The organism is Streptomyces smaragdinus, assembly GCF_009604385.1.
GTDB lineage: Bacteria > Actinomycetota > Actinomycetes > Streptomycetales > Streptomycetaceae > Streptomyces > Streptomyces smaragdinus.
Window position 1 is genome coordinate 25,477 of record NZ_WEGJ01000031.1, and the last position, 16,089, is coordinate 41,565.

At 73.4% G+C, this 16,089-nt stretch carries 16 protein-coding genes; 11 read left to right on the forward strand and 5 right to left on the reverse strand.

The genetic code is table 11. The features are described from left to right. Window positions 1–179 precede the first annotated feature (179 nt). Window positions 180–2,081, forward strand: coding sequence for an anthranilate synthase family protein (locus SRB5_RS27360; RefSeq protein WP_194293047.1), 1,902 nt, complete (start codon window positions 180–182; stop codon window positions 2,079–2,081). Between the two features lie 47 nt (window positions 2,082–2,128). Here the strand turns inward: SRB5_RS27360 and SRB5_RS27365 are convergent, their stop codons facing one another. The 4 genes from SRB5_RS27365 to SRB5_RS27380 form a co-directional block, all read right to left on the reverse strand. After that, window positions 2,129–3,157 carry a 6-phosphofructokinase gene (locus tag SRB5_RS27365; protein ID WP_153456114.1) on the reverse strand — a complete coding sequence of 343 codons (1,029 nt, stop codon included), beginning with the start codon at window positions 3,155–3,157 and terminating at the stop codon, window positions 2,129–2,131. 174 nt (window positions 3,158–3,331) lie between these two features. Continuing rightward, window positions 3,332–3,979, reverse strand: a complete 648-nt coding sequence (locus tag SRB5_RS27370; protein WP_153456160.1) for a response regulator — start codon at window positions 3,977–3,979, stop codon at window positions 3,332–3,334. Window positions 3,980–4,089: 110 nt separating this feature from the next. Then, window positions 4,090–5,298, reverse strand: a complete 1,209-nt coding sequence (gene macS, locus SRB5_RS27375; protein ID WP_153456115.1) for a MacS family sensor histidine kinase — start codon at window positions 5,296–5,298, stop codon at window positions 4,090–4,092. A gap of 31 nt (window positions 5,299–5,329) precedes the next feature. After that, window positions 5,330–6,052 (reverse strand): lysophospholipid acyltransferase family protein, encoded by a 723-nt coding sequence (locus SRB5_RS27380; protein WP_153456161.1) that lies wholly within the window; start codon window positions 6,050–6,052, stop codon window positions 5,330–5,332. Window positions 6,053–6,194: 142 nt separating this feature from the next. On the opposite strand from SRB5_RS27380, the gene SRB5_RS27385 reads away from it, so the two are divergent. Genes SRB5_RS27385 through SRB5_RS27400 form a run of 4 tightly spaced genes read left to right on the forward strand, consistent with a single transcriptional unit; the run spans window position 6,195 to window position 9,108 of the window. Then, a complete protein-coding gene (locus SRB5_RS27385) occupies window positions 6,195–7,001 on the forward strand; it encodes an alpha/beta hydrolase (protein WP_323378559.1) in 807 nt (268 codons plus the stop codon). Next, the gene (locus SRB5_RS27390; protein WP_407703988.1) at window positions 6,988–7,557 is read left to right on the forward strand and encodes a hypothetical protein; all 570 of its coding nucleotides are present in this window, start codon (window positions 6,988–6,990) and stop codon (window positions 7,555–7,557) included. Before SRB5_RS27385 ends, SRB5_RS27390 begins: the two co-directional genes overlap by 14 nt. Window positions 7,558–7,582: 25 nt before the next feature. Then, window positions 7,583–8,725 carry a glycosyltransferase family 4 protein gene (locus SRB5_RS27395; RefSeq protein ID WP_153456116.1) on the forward strand — a complete coding sequence of 381 codons (1,143 nt, stop codon included), beginning with the start codon at window positions 7,583–7,585 and terminating at the stop codon, window positions 8,723–8,725. A 29-nt stretch (window positions 8,726–8,754) separates the two neighbouring features. Further along, window positions 8,755–9,108, forward strand: coding sequence for a DUF488 domain-containing protein (locus SRB5_RS27400; RefSeq protein WP_323378561.1), 354 nt, complete (start codon window positions 8,755–8,757; stop codon window positions 9,106–9,108). Window positions 9,109–9,111: 3 nt separating this feature from the next. On the opposite strand, the gene SRB5_RS27405 is transcribed toward SRB5_RS27400, so the two are convergent. After that, window positions 9,112–10,908 (reverse strand): AMP-dependent synthetase/ligase, encoded by a 1,797-nt coding sequence (locus tag SRB5_RS27405; RefSeq protein WP_323378563.1) that lies wholly within the window; start codon window positions 10,906–10,908, stop codon window positions 9,112–9,114. 221 nt (window positions 10,909–11,129) lie between these two features. On the opposite strand from SRB5_RS27405, the gene SRB5_RS27410 reads away from it, so the two are divergent. From SRB5_RS27410 to SRB5_RS27435, 6 genes are all read left to right on the forward strand, one after another. Then, window positions 11,130–11,891: a metallophosphoesterase family protein gene (locus tag SRB5_RS27410; RefSeq protein WP_153456117.1), complete on the forward strand. Its 762-nt coding sequence runs from the start codon at window positions 11,130–11,132 to the stop codon at window positions 11,889–11,891. 96 nt (window positions 11,892–11,987) lie between these two features. After that, window positions 11,988–12,431, forward strand: coding sequence for an SRPBCC family protein (locus SRB5_RS27415; RefSeq protein WP_153456118.1), 444 nt, complete (start codon window positions 11,988–11,990; stop codon window positions 12,429–12,431). A gap of 2 nt (window positions 12,432–12,433) precedes the next feature. Further along, window positions 12,434–13,531, forward strand: coding sequence for an ArsA family ATPase (locus tag SRB5_RS27420; RefSeq protein ID WP_153456119.1), 1,098 nt, complete (start codon window positions 12,434–12,436; stop codon window positions 13,529–13,531). 46 nt (window positions 13,532–13,577) lie between these two features. After that, on the forward strand, window positions 13,578–14,027 hold the full coding sequence (locus SRB5_RS27425; RefSeq protein WP_153456120.1) for a DUF5304 family protein: 450 nt from the start codon (window positions 13,578–13,580) through the stop codon (window positions 14,025–14,027). 131 nt (window positions 14,028–14,158) lie between these two features. Next, entirely contained in the window at window positions 14,159–15,103 is a 945-nt protein-coding gene (locus tag SRB5_RS27430; RefSeq protein ID WP_153456121.1) for an ROK family glucokinase, read from the forward strand. Window positions 15,104–15,107: 4 nt separating this feature from the next. Further along, window positions 15,108–15,878 (forward strand): endonuclease/exonuclease/phosphatase family protein, encoded by a 771-nt coding sequence (locus SRB5_RS27435; RefSeq protein ID WP_323378564.1) that lies wholly within the window; start codon window positions 15,108–15,110, stop codon window positions 15,876–15,878. Window positions 15,879–16,089 lie beyond the last annotated feature (211 nt).

Below are 16,089 nucleotides of genomic sequence, written 5' to 3' on the forward strand. Positions count from 1 at the left end.
CCATGTTCGCGCAGACGATCCAGTCCTGGTGGTGGCCCCGTTCCACGGCGGCCCCGCTGACACGCGCGTAACGACGACAGTCCACGACGCACAGGCCGCCCGAGGGGCGGCCTTCGCTGTTTCCGCGGCCGTTCCTCCCCCGCACGCACTCGCGTACGCCACGGAAGGACCCGCATCCCATGGAACCCGCAGCCCTGATCGACCGCCTCCTCTCCCCCGCCGCGCCCCCCTTCGCCCTGCTCCACCGCCGCACCCCGGGCCGCCCCGAGGGGCTGGTGGAGGTGCTGCTCGGCCCCGTCGTCGAGGTCGCCACCCTGGCCGACGTCCCGCTGGTCTACGGCACCCGCGGCGAGCCCGTCAGCGACGCCCTCGTCCTGGTCCCGTTCCGCCAGATCCGCGAGCGCGGCTTCGAGGTCCGCGACGACGGCGCCCCGCTGGCCGTGCTGCGGCCGCGGGAGTCGTACGAGATCCCCCTCGCCGGCCTGCTCGACGCGCTGCCCGGGCACGAGGTGCGGGTGGACGGCGGCGCCTTCGACGTGTCCGACGAGCAGTACGAGGACATCGTGCAGCGGGTGTACGAGGACGAGATCGGCACCGGCGAGGGCGCGAACTTCGTGATCCGCCGGACGTTTCAGGGGCGGATCGACGGCTTCTCGGCGTCCGACGCCCTCGCGCTGTTCCGCCGGCTGCTCACCGGCGAGCAGGGCGCGTACTGGACGTTCGTCGTCCACCGCCCCGGGCTGCACACGCTGGTCGGGGCGAGCCCCGAGGTGCATGTGCGGATGTCCGGCGGGACGGCCGTGATGAACCCCATCAGCGGCACGTACCGCTATCCCGAGGGCGGCGCGGACCGTGCCGGGCTGCTGGCGTTCCTGCACGACCGCAAGGAGATCGAGGAGCTCTCCATGGTCGTGGACGAGGAGCTCAAGATGATGTGCACCGTCGGCGACCGCGGCGGCGTGGTCGTCGGCCCGCGGCTGAAGGAGATGGCGCACCTCGCGCACACCGAGTACGAGCTGCGCGGCCGCACCTCCCTCGACGCCCGCGAGGTGCTGAAGGAGACGATGTTCGCCGCCACGGTCACCGGGTCGCCGGTGCAGAACGCGTGCCGGGTGATCGCGCGGTACGAGCCGCGGGGGCGCGGCTACTACGCCGGGGCGCTGGCGCTCATCGGCCGGGACGCGTCGGGGGCGCAGACGCTGGACTCGCCGATCCTGCTGCGTACCGCCGACATCTCGGCGGACGGCAGGCTGAAGGTACCGGTCGGGGCGACGCTGGTACGCGGCTCCGACCCGGCGGGCGAGGTCGCCGAGACCCACGCCAAGGCGGCGGGCGTGCTCACCGCACTCGGCGTACGGCCGGGCCGGCCCGCGCCGGCGGCGGACGGCCCGGGGCTGGCGGAGGACCCCGGGGTGCAGGCGGCGCTGGCGGCGCGGCGGGGGGATCTGGCGCCGTTCTGGCTGCGGATGCAGGAGATGGCGCCCGCCGCACAGGGGCGGCCGGTGCTGATCGTGGACGCGGAGGACACGTTCACCGCGATGCTCGCGCATGTGCTGCGGGCGGCGGGGCACACGGTGACGGTGGTCCGCTACGACGTGCCGGGGCTGCGGCAGGCGGCGCTGACGCACGAGGGGCCGGTGGTGCTGGGGCCCGGTCCCGGGGACCCGAACGACGCGTTCGACCCGAAGATGCGGTTCCTGCGGGAGCTGACGGCGGAGCTGGTACGCGATCACCGGCACGGGCTGCTGGGCGTGTGCCTGGGCCATGAGCTGCTGGCGGCGGAGCTGGGGCTGGACATCGTGCGCAAGGACGTGCCGTTCCAGGGGGCGCAGGAGCGGATCGACTTCTTCGGCCGCGAGGAGACGGTGGGCTTCTACAACACGTTCACCGCCCGCTGCGACGGGGCGACGGCGGCGGAGCTGGCGCTGCACGGGATCGAGCTGGCGCGCGACGGGGCGAGCGGCGACGTGCACGCGCTGCGCGGCGGCGGCTTCGCGGGCGTGCAGTTCCATCCGGAGTCGGTGCTGACGCTGGACGGGGCCGTGCTCGTACGGGAACTGCTGGACGGGGTGCTGGTCTGAGCTCGCGGGGGGTCGTCCGGGTACGGCCCCCCGCCGCGGCCCGTCCGTCAGCCGAAGAACACCTCGGCCTCGGCGTACTCCGCCGGGTCGACCGTCTTCAGCTTCGCCGTGGCCTCCGAGATCGGGACCCGGACGATGTCGGTGCCGCGCAGGGCGACCATCTTGCCCCAGTCCCCGTCCCGTACCGCCTCGATGGCGTGCAGGCCGAAGCGGGAGGCCAGCCAGCGGTCGAAGGCCGACGGCGTGCCGCCGCGCTGGACGTGGCCGAGGACCGTGGTACGGGCCTCCTTGCCGGTGCGCCGCTCGATCTCCTTGGCCAGCCACTCGCCGACGCCGGAGAGCCGGACATGGCCGAAGGCGTCCAGCGACTCGTCCTTGAGGACCATGTCGCCGTCCCGGGGCATGGCGCCCTCGGCGACCACGACGATCGGCGCGTACCGCACCTTGAACCGGGACTCGACCCAGGCGCAGACCTTGGCCACGTCGAAGCGCTGCTCGGGGATGAGGATGACGTTGGCGCCGCCGGCCAGCCCGGAGTGCAGGGCGATCCAGCCCGCGTGCCGGCCCATGACCTCCACGACCAGGACCCGCATATGGGACTCGGCGGTGGTGTGCAGGCGGTCGATGGCCTCGGTGGCGATGTTGACGGCGGTGTCGAAGCCGAAGGTGTAGTCGGTGGCGGAGAGGTCGTTGTCGATGGTCTTGGGAACGCCGACGACCTTGATGCCGTACTCGTCCGCCAGCTGCGCGGCGACGCCGAGCGTGTCCTCGCCGCCGATGGCGATCAGGGCGTCCACCTCGTGCTTGGCGAGATTCTCCTTGATCTGCCGGATACCGCCCTCGGACTTCAGCGGATTGGTCCGCGAGGAGCCGAGGATGGTGCCGCCGCGCGGCAGGATGCCGCGGACCGCGGGGATGTCGAGGGGCACGGTGTCCCCCTCCATGGGCCCGCGCCAGCCGTCGCGGAAGCCGATGAAGTCGTATCCGTACTGCTGCACACCCTTGCGGACGACGGCGCGGATGACCGCGTTGAGCCCGGGGCAGTCACCACCGCCGGTCAGTACTCCTACCCGCATCACGTGTTCCCTTCATGACGGATCGATCCGTACAGCGCCCACGCTAACGGTGATCCACGTCACAGGGGACGGGACAATCCGGGGAATCCCTTGAAAAGAACGGCGGTTGTGTGATCACGTCCACCCGAAGGAGCGAATTGCGGTGACGCGGCTCCGCGTTCCGGTCGGGACGGGTCAGTCCGTCTCGTCGAGGCCGCGCTCTATGGCGTACCGGACGAGCTCCACCCTGTTGTGCAGCTGGAGTTTGCCCAGGGTGTTCTGGACATGGTTCTGCACAGTGCGGTGGGAGATCACCAGCCGTTCGGCGATCTGCTTGTACGACAGTCCCTTGGCCACCAGGCGCAGCACCTCCGTCTCGCGCTCGGTGAGCTGCGGGGCGGCCGGCTCGTCGGGGGTGGCGGGCGGGGGTTCGGTGGCCAGCCGGCGGTATTCGCCGAGGACCAGGCCGGCCAGGCCCGGGGTGAAGACGGCGTCGCCGACGGCGGTGCGGCGGACGGCCTCGATGAGCTCGTCGGTGCTGGCGGACTTCACCAGATAGCCCGTCGCGCCGGACTTCACGGCCTCCAGCACGTCGGCGTGCTCGCCGCTCGCGGACAACACGAGGACGCGGACCTCGGAGCGCTCCGCCAGGACCTCCTTGCAGACCTGGACACCGGGCAGCCCCGGCAGGTTCAGGTCCAGGACGAGCACGTCGGGCGCGGTCGCCCGGGCCCGCCGTACCGCCTGCGGGCCGTCGCCGGCGGTGGCGACGATGTCGAAGCCCGCCTTCTCCAGGTCGCGGGCGACGGCGTCGCGCCACATCGGGTGGTCGTCGACGACCATGACCTTGACCGCGGCTGTCTCTGTCACCGTGTCTCCCCCTTACGTCGCGTCCCGAGGCTACTGCGTTTCTCCGGGGACAACCCCCGGGCCCCCGGCCGGGGTGGCCGGCCTCATCGCGGCACCCGGAACTCCACCTCGGTGCCCTGGCCCGGTACCGACACGTACTCCGCGCTGCCGCCGACGTCCCGCATCCGGCCCCGGATGGACTGGGCGACGCCGAGGCGGCCCTCCCCCTCGGCGGCGGCGAGGCGGCCGGCCGGGATGCCGGGGCCGTCGTCGCGGACGGTGACCAGGACCGCGTCCGGCTCGTCCTCCAGCAGGATCCACGCGCGGGCGTCGTCGCCGGCGTGCTGCTCGACGTTGTCCAGGGCGGCGCCCACGGCGGCGGCCAGCTCCCGGGCGGCGGGCGCCGCGAGCAGGACGGGGGTGCCGGGCTCGGCGAACGTGACCCGGCGGCCGGCGTACGGGGCGAGCAGCGGGCGCAGGTCCACCGGCTCGGGCGGCGCGGGCTCCCCGGCCGCCTTGCGGCGCGCGCGTCCCTGCAGCGGCAGCCGGGCCCGGCGCGCGGCGCGGGCCACGGCCTCGTCGTCGGCGCCCGGCCCCGGTCCGCCGGTGACCAGGGTGCGCAGCGCGACCTCCTGCTCCCCGGCGAGGGCGCCGAGCTCCGCCGCCTCCCCGCCGAGGGCGGCGCCGCGCCGCTGCACCATGCTCAGGACCTGGAGCACGCTGTCGTGGATGTCCCGGGCGAGGCGCTCGCGCTCCCGGGTCGCGGCCTCGATCTGCAGCGCGCGGGCCAGGGTGCGTTCGGAGGCGCGGGCGACCTCCACGATGTAGCCGATGGCGGTGGAGGCGACCATGAGCAGCACGATGTTGTGGATGTTGCTCTGCACGATCGCGCCGCGTTCGACGACGTTGGACACCCCGATCGCGGTGGAGGCGGCGGCTCCCCAGCGCCAGCCGCCCTTGACGGAGAAGCCCAGCACGGCGCCGGCCGTCCAGATGGACGGGAGCGTCGGTTCGCCGGCCGCGACCCGGGACGGTGTCTCCACCGCCATCGTGAGCATGATGCCGGTGAGCGCCATCCCTATGTCGGCGGCGAGGAAGGGGAAGGTGCAGCGGCGGGCGGTCGTACGGTTCAGCGTGGCCAGGGTCCACGCCGTGAGGACGGCCATGAACGCCCAGCCCAGCGCGGGGCGCTGCGTGTCGTCGTAGCGCATCGACCAGCCGATGACGGCGTAGCCGAGGGTCAGCGGGCGGAACCAGGTGAGCGCCGTCCACAGCGGCTGCTCCACCGACATCCGTGCGGGCTGCTTCGCCATGTCTCCCCCCTGGGACGGCGCGCGGCCGGGCCTACTCCGTGGCCGCGGCCCGCGCTTCCTGCTCCTGCCGGTCCTGCTTCTCCTGCTTCGCCGCCTCCGCGAGCTGGCGCTTGGCGGCCGTGGCGTAGATGTCCACGTACTCCTGGCCGGAGAGCTTCATGATCTCGTACATCACCTGGTCGGTGATCGAGCGCAGGACGAACCGGTCGCCCTCCATGCCCTCGTAGCGGCTGAAGTCCAGCGGCTTGCCGATCCGGATGCCCGGGCGCATCAGCTTGGGCATGACCTTGCCGGGCGGCTGGATCTTCTCCGTGTCGATCATCGCGATCGGGATGACGGGCGCGCCCGAGCCCAGCGCCACCCGGCCCAGGCCCCCGGGCTTGCCCCGGTAGAGCCGGCCGTCGGGGGAGCGGGTGCCCTCGGGGTAGATGCCGAAGAGCTCGCCGCGCGCCAGCACCTCCAGGCCCGCGTTGATCGCGGCCTCGCCGGCGCCGCGGGCGCCGGAGCGGTCCACCGGCAGCATGCCGATGCCCTTCATGAAGCCCGCGGTGATCTTGCCCTTCACGCCGGGGGTGTTGAAGTACTCCATCTTGGCGATGAAGGTGACCTTGCGGTGGAGCATCGCGGGCAGGAAGAAGGAGTCCGAGACGGAGAGGTGGTTGCTCGCCAGGATCGCGGGCCCGGACTCCGGAATGTTCTCCATGCCCTCGACCCACGGCCGGAACGCATACTTGATGCTGTTCCCGATGACCATCTTCGCCGCGCCGTAGAACACCCTGTGGACCTCTCTCTCCTGACGAGGAGACCTTAACCTGCCCGGCCGGGACCGTCTCCTCCGGCGGTAGTGTGGGAGGCCGACCCACCCCTGTCCGACATCGAGTGAGACGGAGTCCGTGGTGGCGGTTCTCCCCGGAGCCGAGCCGTTCCGCCGTACAGGCGAGCCGGTCGGTGTCCTTCTGTGTCATGGCTTCACGGGCAGCCCGCAGAGCATGCGGCCCTGGGCGGAGTACCTCGCCGACCGCGGACTGACCGTGTCCCTGCCCCTGCTGCCGGGGCACGGCACGCGCTGGCAGGACATGCAGCTCACCACCTGGCGGGACTGGTACGCCACGGTGGAGCGCGAGCTGCGGGCGCTGCGCGAGACGTGCGAGCAGGTGTTCGTCTTCGGGCTGTCGATGGGCGGCACGCTCGCGCTGCGGCTGGCCGCGCTGCACGGCGACGCGGTGACGGGCGTGGTCGTGGTGAACCCGGCGAACAGGCTGCACGGGTTCGCGCCGAAGCTGGTGCCCCTGGTGCGGTTCCTGCTGCCCAGCACGCCCGGGATCGCGGACGACATCGCGAAGGAGGGCGCGCACGAGCTCGGCTACTCGCGTACGCCGCTGCACGCGGTGCACTCGTTCACCGAGCTGCTGAAGCGGGTGGACGGGGAGCTGCCGCAGGTGACGCAGCCGCTGCTGCTGCTGCACAGCCGGGTCGACCACGTCGTGTCGCCGAAGGACTCGGCGCGGGTGCTCGGCCGGGTGTCGTCGCTCGACGTCACCGAGACGGTGCTGGAGCGCAGCTATCACGTGGCGACGCTGGATCATGACGCGGAGCAGATCTTCGAGGACAGCTACGCCTTCGTCCGCCGGCTGAGCGGGTCCGAGGGGGCGGACGGGCGGGCCGACGGCGCCCAGGAGGAGGCGACGCGTGGTGGAGCGTAACCCTGCCGGGGAGCCCGAGGAGACGAAGCGGGACGAGACCTCCGCGGGCGACGACGCGGCGGCGTCCGAGGCATCCGGGACGCCCGCCGAGCCCGTGCGCGAGCCGCTGGACGAGGAGGCGGCGTGGCTGCAGATCGTCGCCGGGTACGGGGAGGAGCCCAAGGACCTCCCCGACGAGGCGCCGGCGGGTGACGCCCCCGCGGACACCCCGGACGTGGCCCGCAGCATCACGGTGTTCTCGGCCGGCAGCGGGCCCCGCGACTGGGATCTCGCGGAGCCGTCCGACGACGACTTCGACGCCTCCGACGAGGGGCATTTCGTACCGCCGGAGCCGCCGCCGCTGCCGGAGGCGGACACCACGGCCAAGTTCGCCTGGCTCGCGGTGCTGGGCGGTCCGCTGCTGCTGATCGTGCTGGTGCTGGTCGGCGAGCCGATCACCTGGTGGTCGGCGCTGGCGGGCATCGGCGGCTTCCTCGGCGGCTTCGCCACGCTGGTCGCCCGGATGCGGCCGGGCGGGGGGGACGACGACCTGCCGGGAGGCGGGGCGGTCGTCTGATCCGCCGCATGTACTGTCGGGACCGATGCACAAGACCCTGATCGTCACGAACGACTTCCCGCCGCGGCCCGGGGGCATCCAGGCCTTTCTGCACAGCATGGCGCTGCGGCTCGACCCCGATCAGGTGGTCGTGTACGCGTCCACCTGGAACCGGTCCGCGGAGGGCCGGGAGGCGACCCGGGCGTTCGACGCCGAGCAGCCGTATCCCGTGGTCCGCGACCGTACGACGATGCTGCTGCCCACGCCCCGGGTCACCCGGCGGGCCGTCGCCCTGCTGAAGGAGCACGGCTGCGAGGCGGTGTGGTTCGGCGCCGCCGCCCCGCTGGGGCTGATGGCGCCGGCGCTGCGGAGGGCCGGGGCCCGGCGCATCGTGGCGACCACGCACGGGCACGAGGCCGCCTGGGCGCAGCTCCCCGGCGCCCGGCGGCTGCTGCGGCGCATCGGGGAGCACACGGACACCCTCACCTACCTCGGGGAGTACACGCGCTCGCGGATCGCCCGGGCGCTGACCCCCGCCGCCGCCTCCCGGATGGTGCAGCTGCCGCCGGGGGTGGACGAGAAGACGTTCCATCCCGGCTCCGGCGGCGCCGCGCTGCGTGAGCGGCTGGGGCTGGCGGGGCGGCCGGTGGTGGTGTGCGTGTCCCGGCTGGTGCCGCGCAAGGGGCAGGACACCCTGATCGAGGGCTGGCCGCGGGTGTTGGCCGCCGTACCGGACGCGGTGCTGCTGATCGTGGGCGGCGGCCCGTACCAGCACGAGCTGGAGAAGCTGGCGGCGGCGAGCGGCGTCGGCGACTCGGTGCGCTTCACCGGGCCGGTGGCCTGGGCGGAGCTGCCCGCCCACTACGGCGCCGGCGACGTCTTCGCCATGCCGTGCCGCACCCGGCGCGGGGGGCTGGACGTCGAGGGGCTCGGCATCGTCTATCTGGAGGCCTCGGCCACCGGCCTGCCCGTCGTGGCCGGCGACTCCGGCGGCGCGCCGGACGCCGTGCTGCCCGGCGTGACGGGGTACGTGGTCCCGGGCGGCTCCCCCACCGCGGCGGCGGAGCGGATCGCGCAGCTGCTGCTCGACCCGGCGCTGCGCGCCCGGATGGGCGAACGGGGGCGGGCCTGGGTGGAGGAGAAGTGGCGCTGGGACCTGCTGGCGGAGACGCTGAAGTCCCTGCTGTAACGACAGCGCCCGCTTGGGAAGGAGCCGCCGTGACCGCCGATGTCCGGATCCGCCGGATCTACGAGGAGCCCTCCCCCGACGACGGCACCCGGGTGCTGGTGGACCGGCTGTGGCCGCGCGGGGTGAGCAAGGAGGCGGCCAGGCTGGACGACTGGCCCAAGGCGCTCACCCCGTCGGACGACCTGCGCCGCTGGTACCACGGCGAGGAGGGCCCGTACGAGGAGTTCCGCGAGCGCTACGCCGCGGAGCTGACCGCCCCGGACGCCGCCGCCGCGCTGGCGAAGCTGCGCGAGAGGGTCACCGCCGGCCGCGTCACCCTGCTCACCGCGTCCATGGACACGGAGCACAGCCACGCGGCCGTCCTGCGGGACGAGCTGACCTGACACCTACTTGGCGTACAGGGCCTCGATCTCGCCGGCGAAGTCCTTCGTCACGGCGCCGCGCTTGAGCTTCAGCGACGGCGTCAGATGACCCGACTCCTCGGTGAACTGGGCGGTCAGGACACGGAACTTGCGCACCGACTCCGCCTTGGACACCGCGGCGTTGCCGTCGTCGATCGCCTGCTGCACCTCGGCCAGCAGATCGGGGTCGTCGCGCAGGCCGGCAACCGTGGTGCCGGTCTTGCCGTGCTCGGCGGCCCACCGGCCGAGGAACTCCTCGTCCAGCGTCACCAGCGCGGCCACGAACGGGCGGCCGTCGCCGACGACCATGCACTCGGCGATCAGCGCGTGCGCCCGGATCCGGTCCTCGATCACGGCCGGGGCGACGTTCTTGCCGCCCGCCGTGATGATGATCTCCTTCTTCCGGCCGGTGATCGTGAGGTAGCCGTCCTCGTCCAGCGTGCCCAGGTCACCGGTGTGGAACCAGCCGTCGGTGACGGCCTCCGCCGTCGCCTCCGGGTTGTTCCAGTAGCCGGTGAAGACGTGCTCGCCGTACAGCAGCACCTCGCCGTCGTCCGCGACGCGGACCGTGGAGCCGGGCAGCGGCTGGCCGACGGTGCCGACCTTCGTCCGGTCGTACGGGTTGAACGTGGTCGCCCCGCACGTCTCCGTGAGCCCGTAGCCCTCGAGCACGGTGAAGCCGATGCCGCGGTAGAAGTGGCCGAGGCGCTCGCCCAGGGGGGCGCCGCCGGAGACGGCGTGCGTGGCGCGGCCGCCGAGGACGGCGCGGAGCTTGCCGAACACCAGCTTGTCGAAGAGCCGGTGGCGCAGCCGCAGCCCGAGCGACGGACCGGCGGGGGTGCCGAGGGCGCGGCTGTAGGCGATCGCGGTCTCCGCGGCCCGGTCGAAGATCTTGCCCTTGCCGTCGTAGCGGGCCTTGGCGCGCGCCGAGTTGTAGACCTTCTCGAACACCCGCGGGACGCCGAGCAGCAGCGTCGGTCTCATCGACGCGAGGTCGTCGGTGAGGTTCTTGACGTCCGGGGCGTGCGCCAGCTTGATGGGCGCGAGGACGGAGGCGACCTGCGCCAGCCGGCCCAGCACGTGCGCCAGGGGCAGGAACAGCAGGAGCGAGGACTCCCCGGTACGGAACAGGGGGCTCAGCCGGGCCACCACGTTGCCGCACTCGGCGAAGAAGTTGCGGTGGGTGAGGACGCAGCCCTTGGGGCGGCCCGTGGTGCCGGAGGTGTAGACGATCGTCGCCGGGTCGTCGGCGGACGCCGCCGTGGTCTGCTCCTGCAGCTGCTCGTCGGTGACGTCCGCGCCGGCCGTCCGCAGCGCGGTGACCGCGCCGGCGTCCAGCACCCACACCTCGCGCAGGTCCGGCAGCCGGTCCCGGACGGCGCTCACCGTGGCCCCGTGCGCCGGGGTCTCCACGACGCACGCGACGGCGCCGGAGTCACCGAGGATCCACTGGACCTGCTCGGGGGAGCTGGTCTCGTACACCGGCACCGTGACGCCGCCCGCGCTCCAGATGGCGAAGTCCATCAGCGTCCACTCGTACCGGGTGCGCGACATCAGCCCGACCCGGTCGCCGGGGCGCACCCCGGCGGCGATGAGCCCCTTCGCGGCCGCCCGTACCTCGGCGAGGAACTCCGCCGCGGTGACGTCCTGCCACGGTCCGTCGCCGGTCCTGCGGGCGATCACCGCCACCTCGGGGTGGAGGGAGGCGTTGCGGCGGATCAGATCGGTCAGATTGCCGTCCGCCGGGACCTCGTACAGGGCAGGAAGGCTGTACTCACGCACGAAGCATGCTCCTAGGGCCTCTTTTCTGGATGTCTGGTGTCCGTACCCGGATCGTGGCGCCGCCCCGCAGGGGAGTCCCTGGGGCGAAATCGCCGGACGCGACGACCTTATCCCCTGGAGTCGGCAAAGGGCTCTGTCGACTAACTCACGTTCCGTGTCCCCCTCCACCCGGCTCCGCCCGGGGGATCCGGTCGCCGGCCGGTGGAACGTACAGTGATCGCATGCGGGTGCATGTGGTGAGCGACGTACACGGGAACGCCCGGGACCTGGCGCGGGCCGGGGAGGGCGCGGACGCGCTGGTGTGCCTGGGGGACCTGATCCTCTTCCTCGACTACGCGGACCACTCGCGGGGCATCTTCCCCGACCTGTTCGGCGAGGAGAACGCCACGAAGCTGGTCGAGCTGCGCACCGCGCGCCGCTTCGACGAGGCGCGGGACTTCGGCCGCGCGCTGTGGACGGGGCTGGACCGCGAGGCGCTGATCGAACAGGCGGTGCGCAAGCAGTACGCCGAGCTGTTCGCCGCGTTCCCCACCCCGACATACGCCACCTACGGCAATGTCGACATCCCGGCGCTCTGGCGGGAGTACGCCCGGCCGGGGACGACCGTGCTGGACGGGGAACGGGTCGAGATCGGCGGGCTGGTCTTCGGCTTCGTCGGGGGCGGGCTGCGCACGCCGATGCGTACGCCGTACGAGATCGACGACGAGGCGTACGCGGCGAAGGTCGCGGCGCTCGGCGAGGTGGACGTGCTGTGCTCGCACATCCCGCCGCTGGTGCCGGAGCTCTGCTACGACACGGTGGCGCGGCGCTTCGAGCGCGGCAGCCGGGCGCTGCTGGAGGCGGTGCACACGGTGAGGCCGCGGTACGCGCTCTTCGGCCACGTCCACCAGCCGCTGGCCCGCCGGATGCGGATCGGGCGGACGGAATGCGTGAACGTCGGGCACTTCAAGGCCCGGGGGAAGCCGTGGGCGCTCGACTGGTGAGCGCACGGCCGACGAGGAAGCCCGACCTACGTGGTGGCACCCTGTGTCCCAGCCGGTAGCCTGCGGGGCAAAGGCTGACCGAGGAGATCAAGGCCGATGGCAGAACAGACCAGCTCCAGCATCACCATCGACGCCCCGCCGGAGGCCGTGCTCGCGGTCATCGCGGACTTCGAGCGCTATCCGGAGTGGGCGGGCGAGGTCAAGCAGGCCGAGGTGCTCGAGACCGGCGCCGACGGCCGGCCGGCCCAGGTGCGGATGGTCCTGGACGGCGGCGGTCTGAAGGACGACTACACCCTCAGCTATACCTGGACCGCCGACGAGGTCCGCTGGACGCTGGTCAAGGCGCAGCTGCTGCGGGACCTCGACGGTTCGTACGCGCTGAAGCCCCTGGACGGCGGCAAGCGCACGCAGGTCACGTACCAGCTGGTCGTCGATCTGAAGATCCCCATGTTCGGGATGCTGAAGCGGAAGGTCGAGAAGGTCATCATCGACCGCGCCCTGCCGGGTCTGAAGGCCCGGGTGGAGAGCGTCGCGGGCTGACCTTGCGCACTGTTCTGGTCACCGGCACCGGGGGCGCCGGACGTACCGCCCTCGCCGCGGCCACGGCCCGGCGCGCCGGGCGGGCCCTGCTGATCACCGCGGACGGCGGCATATCCGGCCCGGACGTGGTGCGGGTCGACGGCGGCGCGTTCTTCCGCCGGCACATGGGCGCCCTGCAGTCGGGGGCCGCCGCGGCGCTGGACTATCTGGGGGCGACGCCGCTGGAGGCGGAGGAGCTCACGGGGCTGGCCGGCGCGGAGAGCCTGGCGCTGCTCGCGGCCTGGCGGACGGCGCTGGACGAGGGCGGCCACGACACGGTGGTCGTCGATCTGCCGCCCGTGCACCAGGCCCTGCGGCTGCTGGCGCTGCCGGAGGAGCTGCGGCGGTATCTGACGCGGCTGCTCCCCCGCGAGCGCCGGGCCGCCCGGGCGCTGCGCCCGCTGCTGGCCCAGCTGGCCGGGGTGCCCGCGCCCGCCGAGCGGCTGTACACGGCGGCCGACGCCTGGGCGGCGGGCCTGGCCCGGCTGCGGGAGGCCGTCGAGGCGCCGGACACCAGCCTGACGCTGGTGCTGGAGGCGGACCGGCGGGCGGTACGGGAACTCCCCGGCGTCCGGGCCGCGCTGGCCCTGCACGGGCACACCCCCGCGGCCGTGGTCGTCAACCGGCTCCTCCCCGCCGGCTCCCCCGACCCCTGGCTGGCGGAGCTGGCGGCGGCCCAGCAGCGCGCGGTGAAGGACCTCGCCGAGCAGCTCCCCGTGCACGAGGTCCCGCATCTGGGCGCCGAGCCGGACACCGGACGGCTCGCGGCGCTGCTCCCCGGGCCGGCGGACGCGGCGGTACGCAACGGGGTGACCGTGGACGACCTGCTCGCCGCGGAGGGCGTGCTGCTGTGGCGGATGCCGCTGCCGGGGGCCGAACGCGAGGACGTGGGGCTGGTGCGCCGGGGGGACGAGCTGATCGTCACCGTGGGCCCGTACCGGCGGGCGCTGGCGCTGCCGTCGGCGCTGCGGCGCTGCGTGATCGAGCGCGCGGGGCTGCGGGAGGGCGAGCTGCGGGTGTGGTTCGCGCCGGATCCCGCGGTGTGGCCGGCCGGGCGCTGACCGCGCGCACACCCCCTCGTACCGCCGTTCCGGTACCGTCGAAGACATGACGGAGCACACCGACAGCGATGCCTGGGCGAAAGCGTGCGCGGAGGACCTCGCCGCCGAACAGGCCCGGCGCCGCGCCCAGTACGGCACGGGGCAGGGCACGGCCGGCGAGGAGCTGCGCCGGCTGTTCGACACGGTCGCGGACAAGCTGACGACCGCCCTCGGCGGCCCCGCGGCGAAGGTCGCCGGCGCCGCCGCGGCCGGCGCGGCGACCTCGGCCGCCCAGGAGATGGCCCGCCAGTTCCTGGCCACCGCGAAGGCCGCCTCGGAGGCGGTCGTGGAGCGCAACCCCGAGCTGTTCGACCATCTCACCGCGGCCCGCGACGAGCTGATCGCCGCCTACCGCGCGGCAGTCGAGCGCGACGAGGCCCGCTGGACGAAGGACGGACCGGACGGCGGCCCCGAGCACATCGACCTCGACCGCGACACCGACGGAAACCCCACGTGAACCCCGACTGAACCGGAGCCCCCGGCGGCACCCACCGGAGGCGTCCACTCCGCAAACCGGGAAAGCCGCGCCCAAGCGCCCTCCGGTAACGTATTCCTTTGCAGCGGGGCTCAAACCGAACCGAGGGATACATGGGACTCACCATCGGCGTCGACATCGGCGGCACCAAGATCGCGGCCGGTGTGGTCGACGAAGAGGGCGCGATTCTCAACACCAGCACAGTGCCCACCCCCGCCACCTCCGAAGGCGTCGTGGACGCCATCTGCGCCGCGGTCCAGGAGGCCAGTTCGGCCCACGAGATCGAGGCCGTCGGGATCGGCGCGGCCGGTTTCGTGGACGACAAGCGCGCCACGGTGCTCTTCGCCCCCAACATCAACTGGCGCTACGAACCTCTCAAGGACAAGGTCGAACAGCGCGTCGGCCTCCCCGTGGTGGTGGAGAACGACGCCAACGCCGCCGCCTGGGGCGAGTACCGCTTCGGTGCCGGACAGGGCCACGACGACGTCGTGGTCGTGACCGTCGGCACCGGAATCGGCGGCGGCATCATCATCGGCGGCCGGCTGCACCGCGGACGCTACGGCGTGGCCGCCGAGTTCGGGCACGTCCGGGTCGTCCCCGACGGCCTGCTGTGCGGCTGCGGCAGCCAGGGCTGCTGGGAGCAGTACGCCTCCGGCCGGGCCCTGGTCCGCTACGGACAGCAGCGTGCGGCCGCCACCCCGGACGCGGCCGCGATACTGCTGGGCCTGGGCGACGGCACCCCGACAGGCATCCAGGGCAAGCACATCAGCCAGGCCGCCCGGCAGGGCGACCCGGTGGCCGTGGACTCCTTCCGTGAGCTGGCCCGCTGGGTCGGCGCCGGACTCGCGGACCTGGCGTCCCTCTTCGACCCGTCGGCGTTCATCGTCGGCGGCGGCATCTCGGACGAGGGCGATCTGGTGCTGGAGCCCATCCGCAAGTCGTTCCGGCGCTGGCTCGTCGGCAACGCCTGGGGCCGTCCGCAGGCCCCGGTCGTGGCGGCGCAGCTGGGCGGCAGAGCCGGCATCGTCGGCGCCGCGGACCTGGCCCGTCAGGGGTAGCCGCGTGGTCACGGACCTCCCCGCGTCCCGTACCGGGACAGACGGTTCGGCGGTGGTCCGTGTGCTGTCGTACAACATCCGCTCCATGCGCGACGACACGGCGGCGCTGGCCCGGGTCATCCGGGCCTGCGCCCCCGACGTCGTCTGCGTGCAGGAGGCGCCGCGTTTCGTGCGCTGGCGCAAGCGGGCCGCGTGGCTCGCCCGGCACACGGGACTCGTGTACGTGACGGGCGGGGCGACGACCGCCGGTCCCATGGTCCTGGCGTCGCTGCGGGCCCATGTGGAGCACACCCGGGACGTGCTGCTGCCGCGCACCCCGGGGCTGCACCGGCGGGGGCTCGCGACGGCGGTGCTGCGGTTCCGGTCGGCGGACCGGCCCCCCGCGCGGCTGGGGGTCGTGTCGTGTCATCTGAGCCTGGATGCCGGGGAGCGTCTCGAGCAGGCGGGGCTGCTGCTCGGGGAGGCCGACGGGCTGGGCACGGAGCATGTGGTGGTGGCCGGCGATCTCAACGAGGGGCCCGCCGGCCCCTCCTTCGGCCGCCTCGCGGGCCGGCTGCGGGACGGCTGGGCGGTCGGTCCGTGGGGTACGGAGGACACCTTCCCCTCGGCCGGTCCGCGCCGGCGCATCGACGCGCTGTTCGCCTCCCCGGGCGTGGAGGTGCTGGGCTGCGGTGTCCCTGCGGGGCTGGCGGGGGTGTCGGCGGGGGATCTGGCCGCGGCGACGGATCATCTGCCGGTGCTGGCCGCGGTGCGGGTGCCGGCTGCGGTGGCTTGACGGGGGACCCTGAATAATCGCGCGCATGTCTGATCTCGCGTCGGCCCCGGTCACCGTCCGCGGCGTTCCGGCGGTTCTCGGCCGGCTGTTGCGTCGGCTGACGCGCTCCGGGCTTCGCCCGGAGGCCTCAAACGCCGGCCGGGCTGTCGGCGCTTCGCGCCTCGGCCTCAAGCGCCGGCCGGGCTGGAATTGGGTCGTTTCTCGGCGGTCG

Bases quoted from the DNA above. Each gene is read 5' to 3' on its own strand.
- SRB5_RS27380 (WP_153456161.1), bottom strand. From the start codon at position 6,052: ATGGTCATCGGGAACAGCATCAAGTATGCGTTCCGGCCGTGGGTCGAG.
- SRB5_RS27415 (WP_153456118.1), top strand. From the start codon at position 11,988: ATGGCAGAACAGACCAGCTCCAGCATCACCATCGACGCCCCGCCGGAG.
- SRB5_RS27395 (WP_153456116.1), top strand. From the start codon at position 7,583: ATGCACAAGACCCTGATCGTCACGAACGACTTCCCGCCGCGGCCCGGG.
- macS (WP_153456115.1), bottom strand. From the start codon at position 5,298: ATGGCGAAGCAGCCCGCACGGATGTCGGTGGAGCAGCCGCTGTGGACG.
- SRB5_RS27365 (WP_153456114.1), bottom strand. From the start codon at position 3,157: ATGCGGGTAGGAGTACTGACCGGCGGTGGTGACTGCCCCGGGCTCAAC.
- SRB5_RS27425 (WP_153456120.1), top strand. From the start codon at position 13,578: ATGACGGAGCACACCGACAGCGATGCCTGGGCGAAAGCGTGCGCGGAG.
- SRB5_RS27370 (WP_153456160.1), bottom strand. From the start codon at position 3,979: ATGGTCGTCGACGACCACCCGATGTGGCGCGACGCCGTCGCCCGCGAC.
- SRB5_RS27410 (WP_153456117.1), top strand. From the start codon at position 11,130: ATGCGGGTGCATGTGGTGAGCGACGTACACGGGAACGCCCGGGACCTG.
- SRB5_RS27360 (WP_194293047.1), top strand. From the start codon at position 180: ATGGAACCCGCAGCCCTGATCGACCGCCTCCTCTCCCCCGCCGCGCCC.
- SRB5_RS27430 (WP_153456121.1), top strand. From the start codon at position 14,159: ATGGGACTCACCATCGGCGTCGACATCGGCGGCACCAAGATCGCGGCC.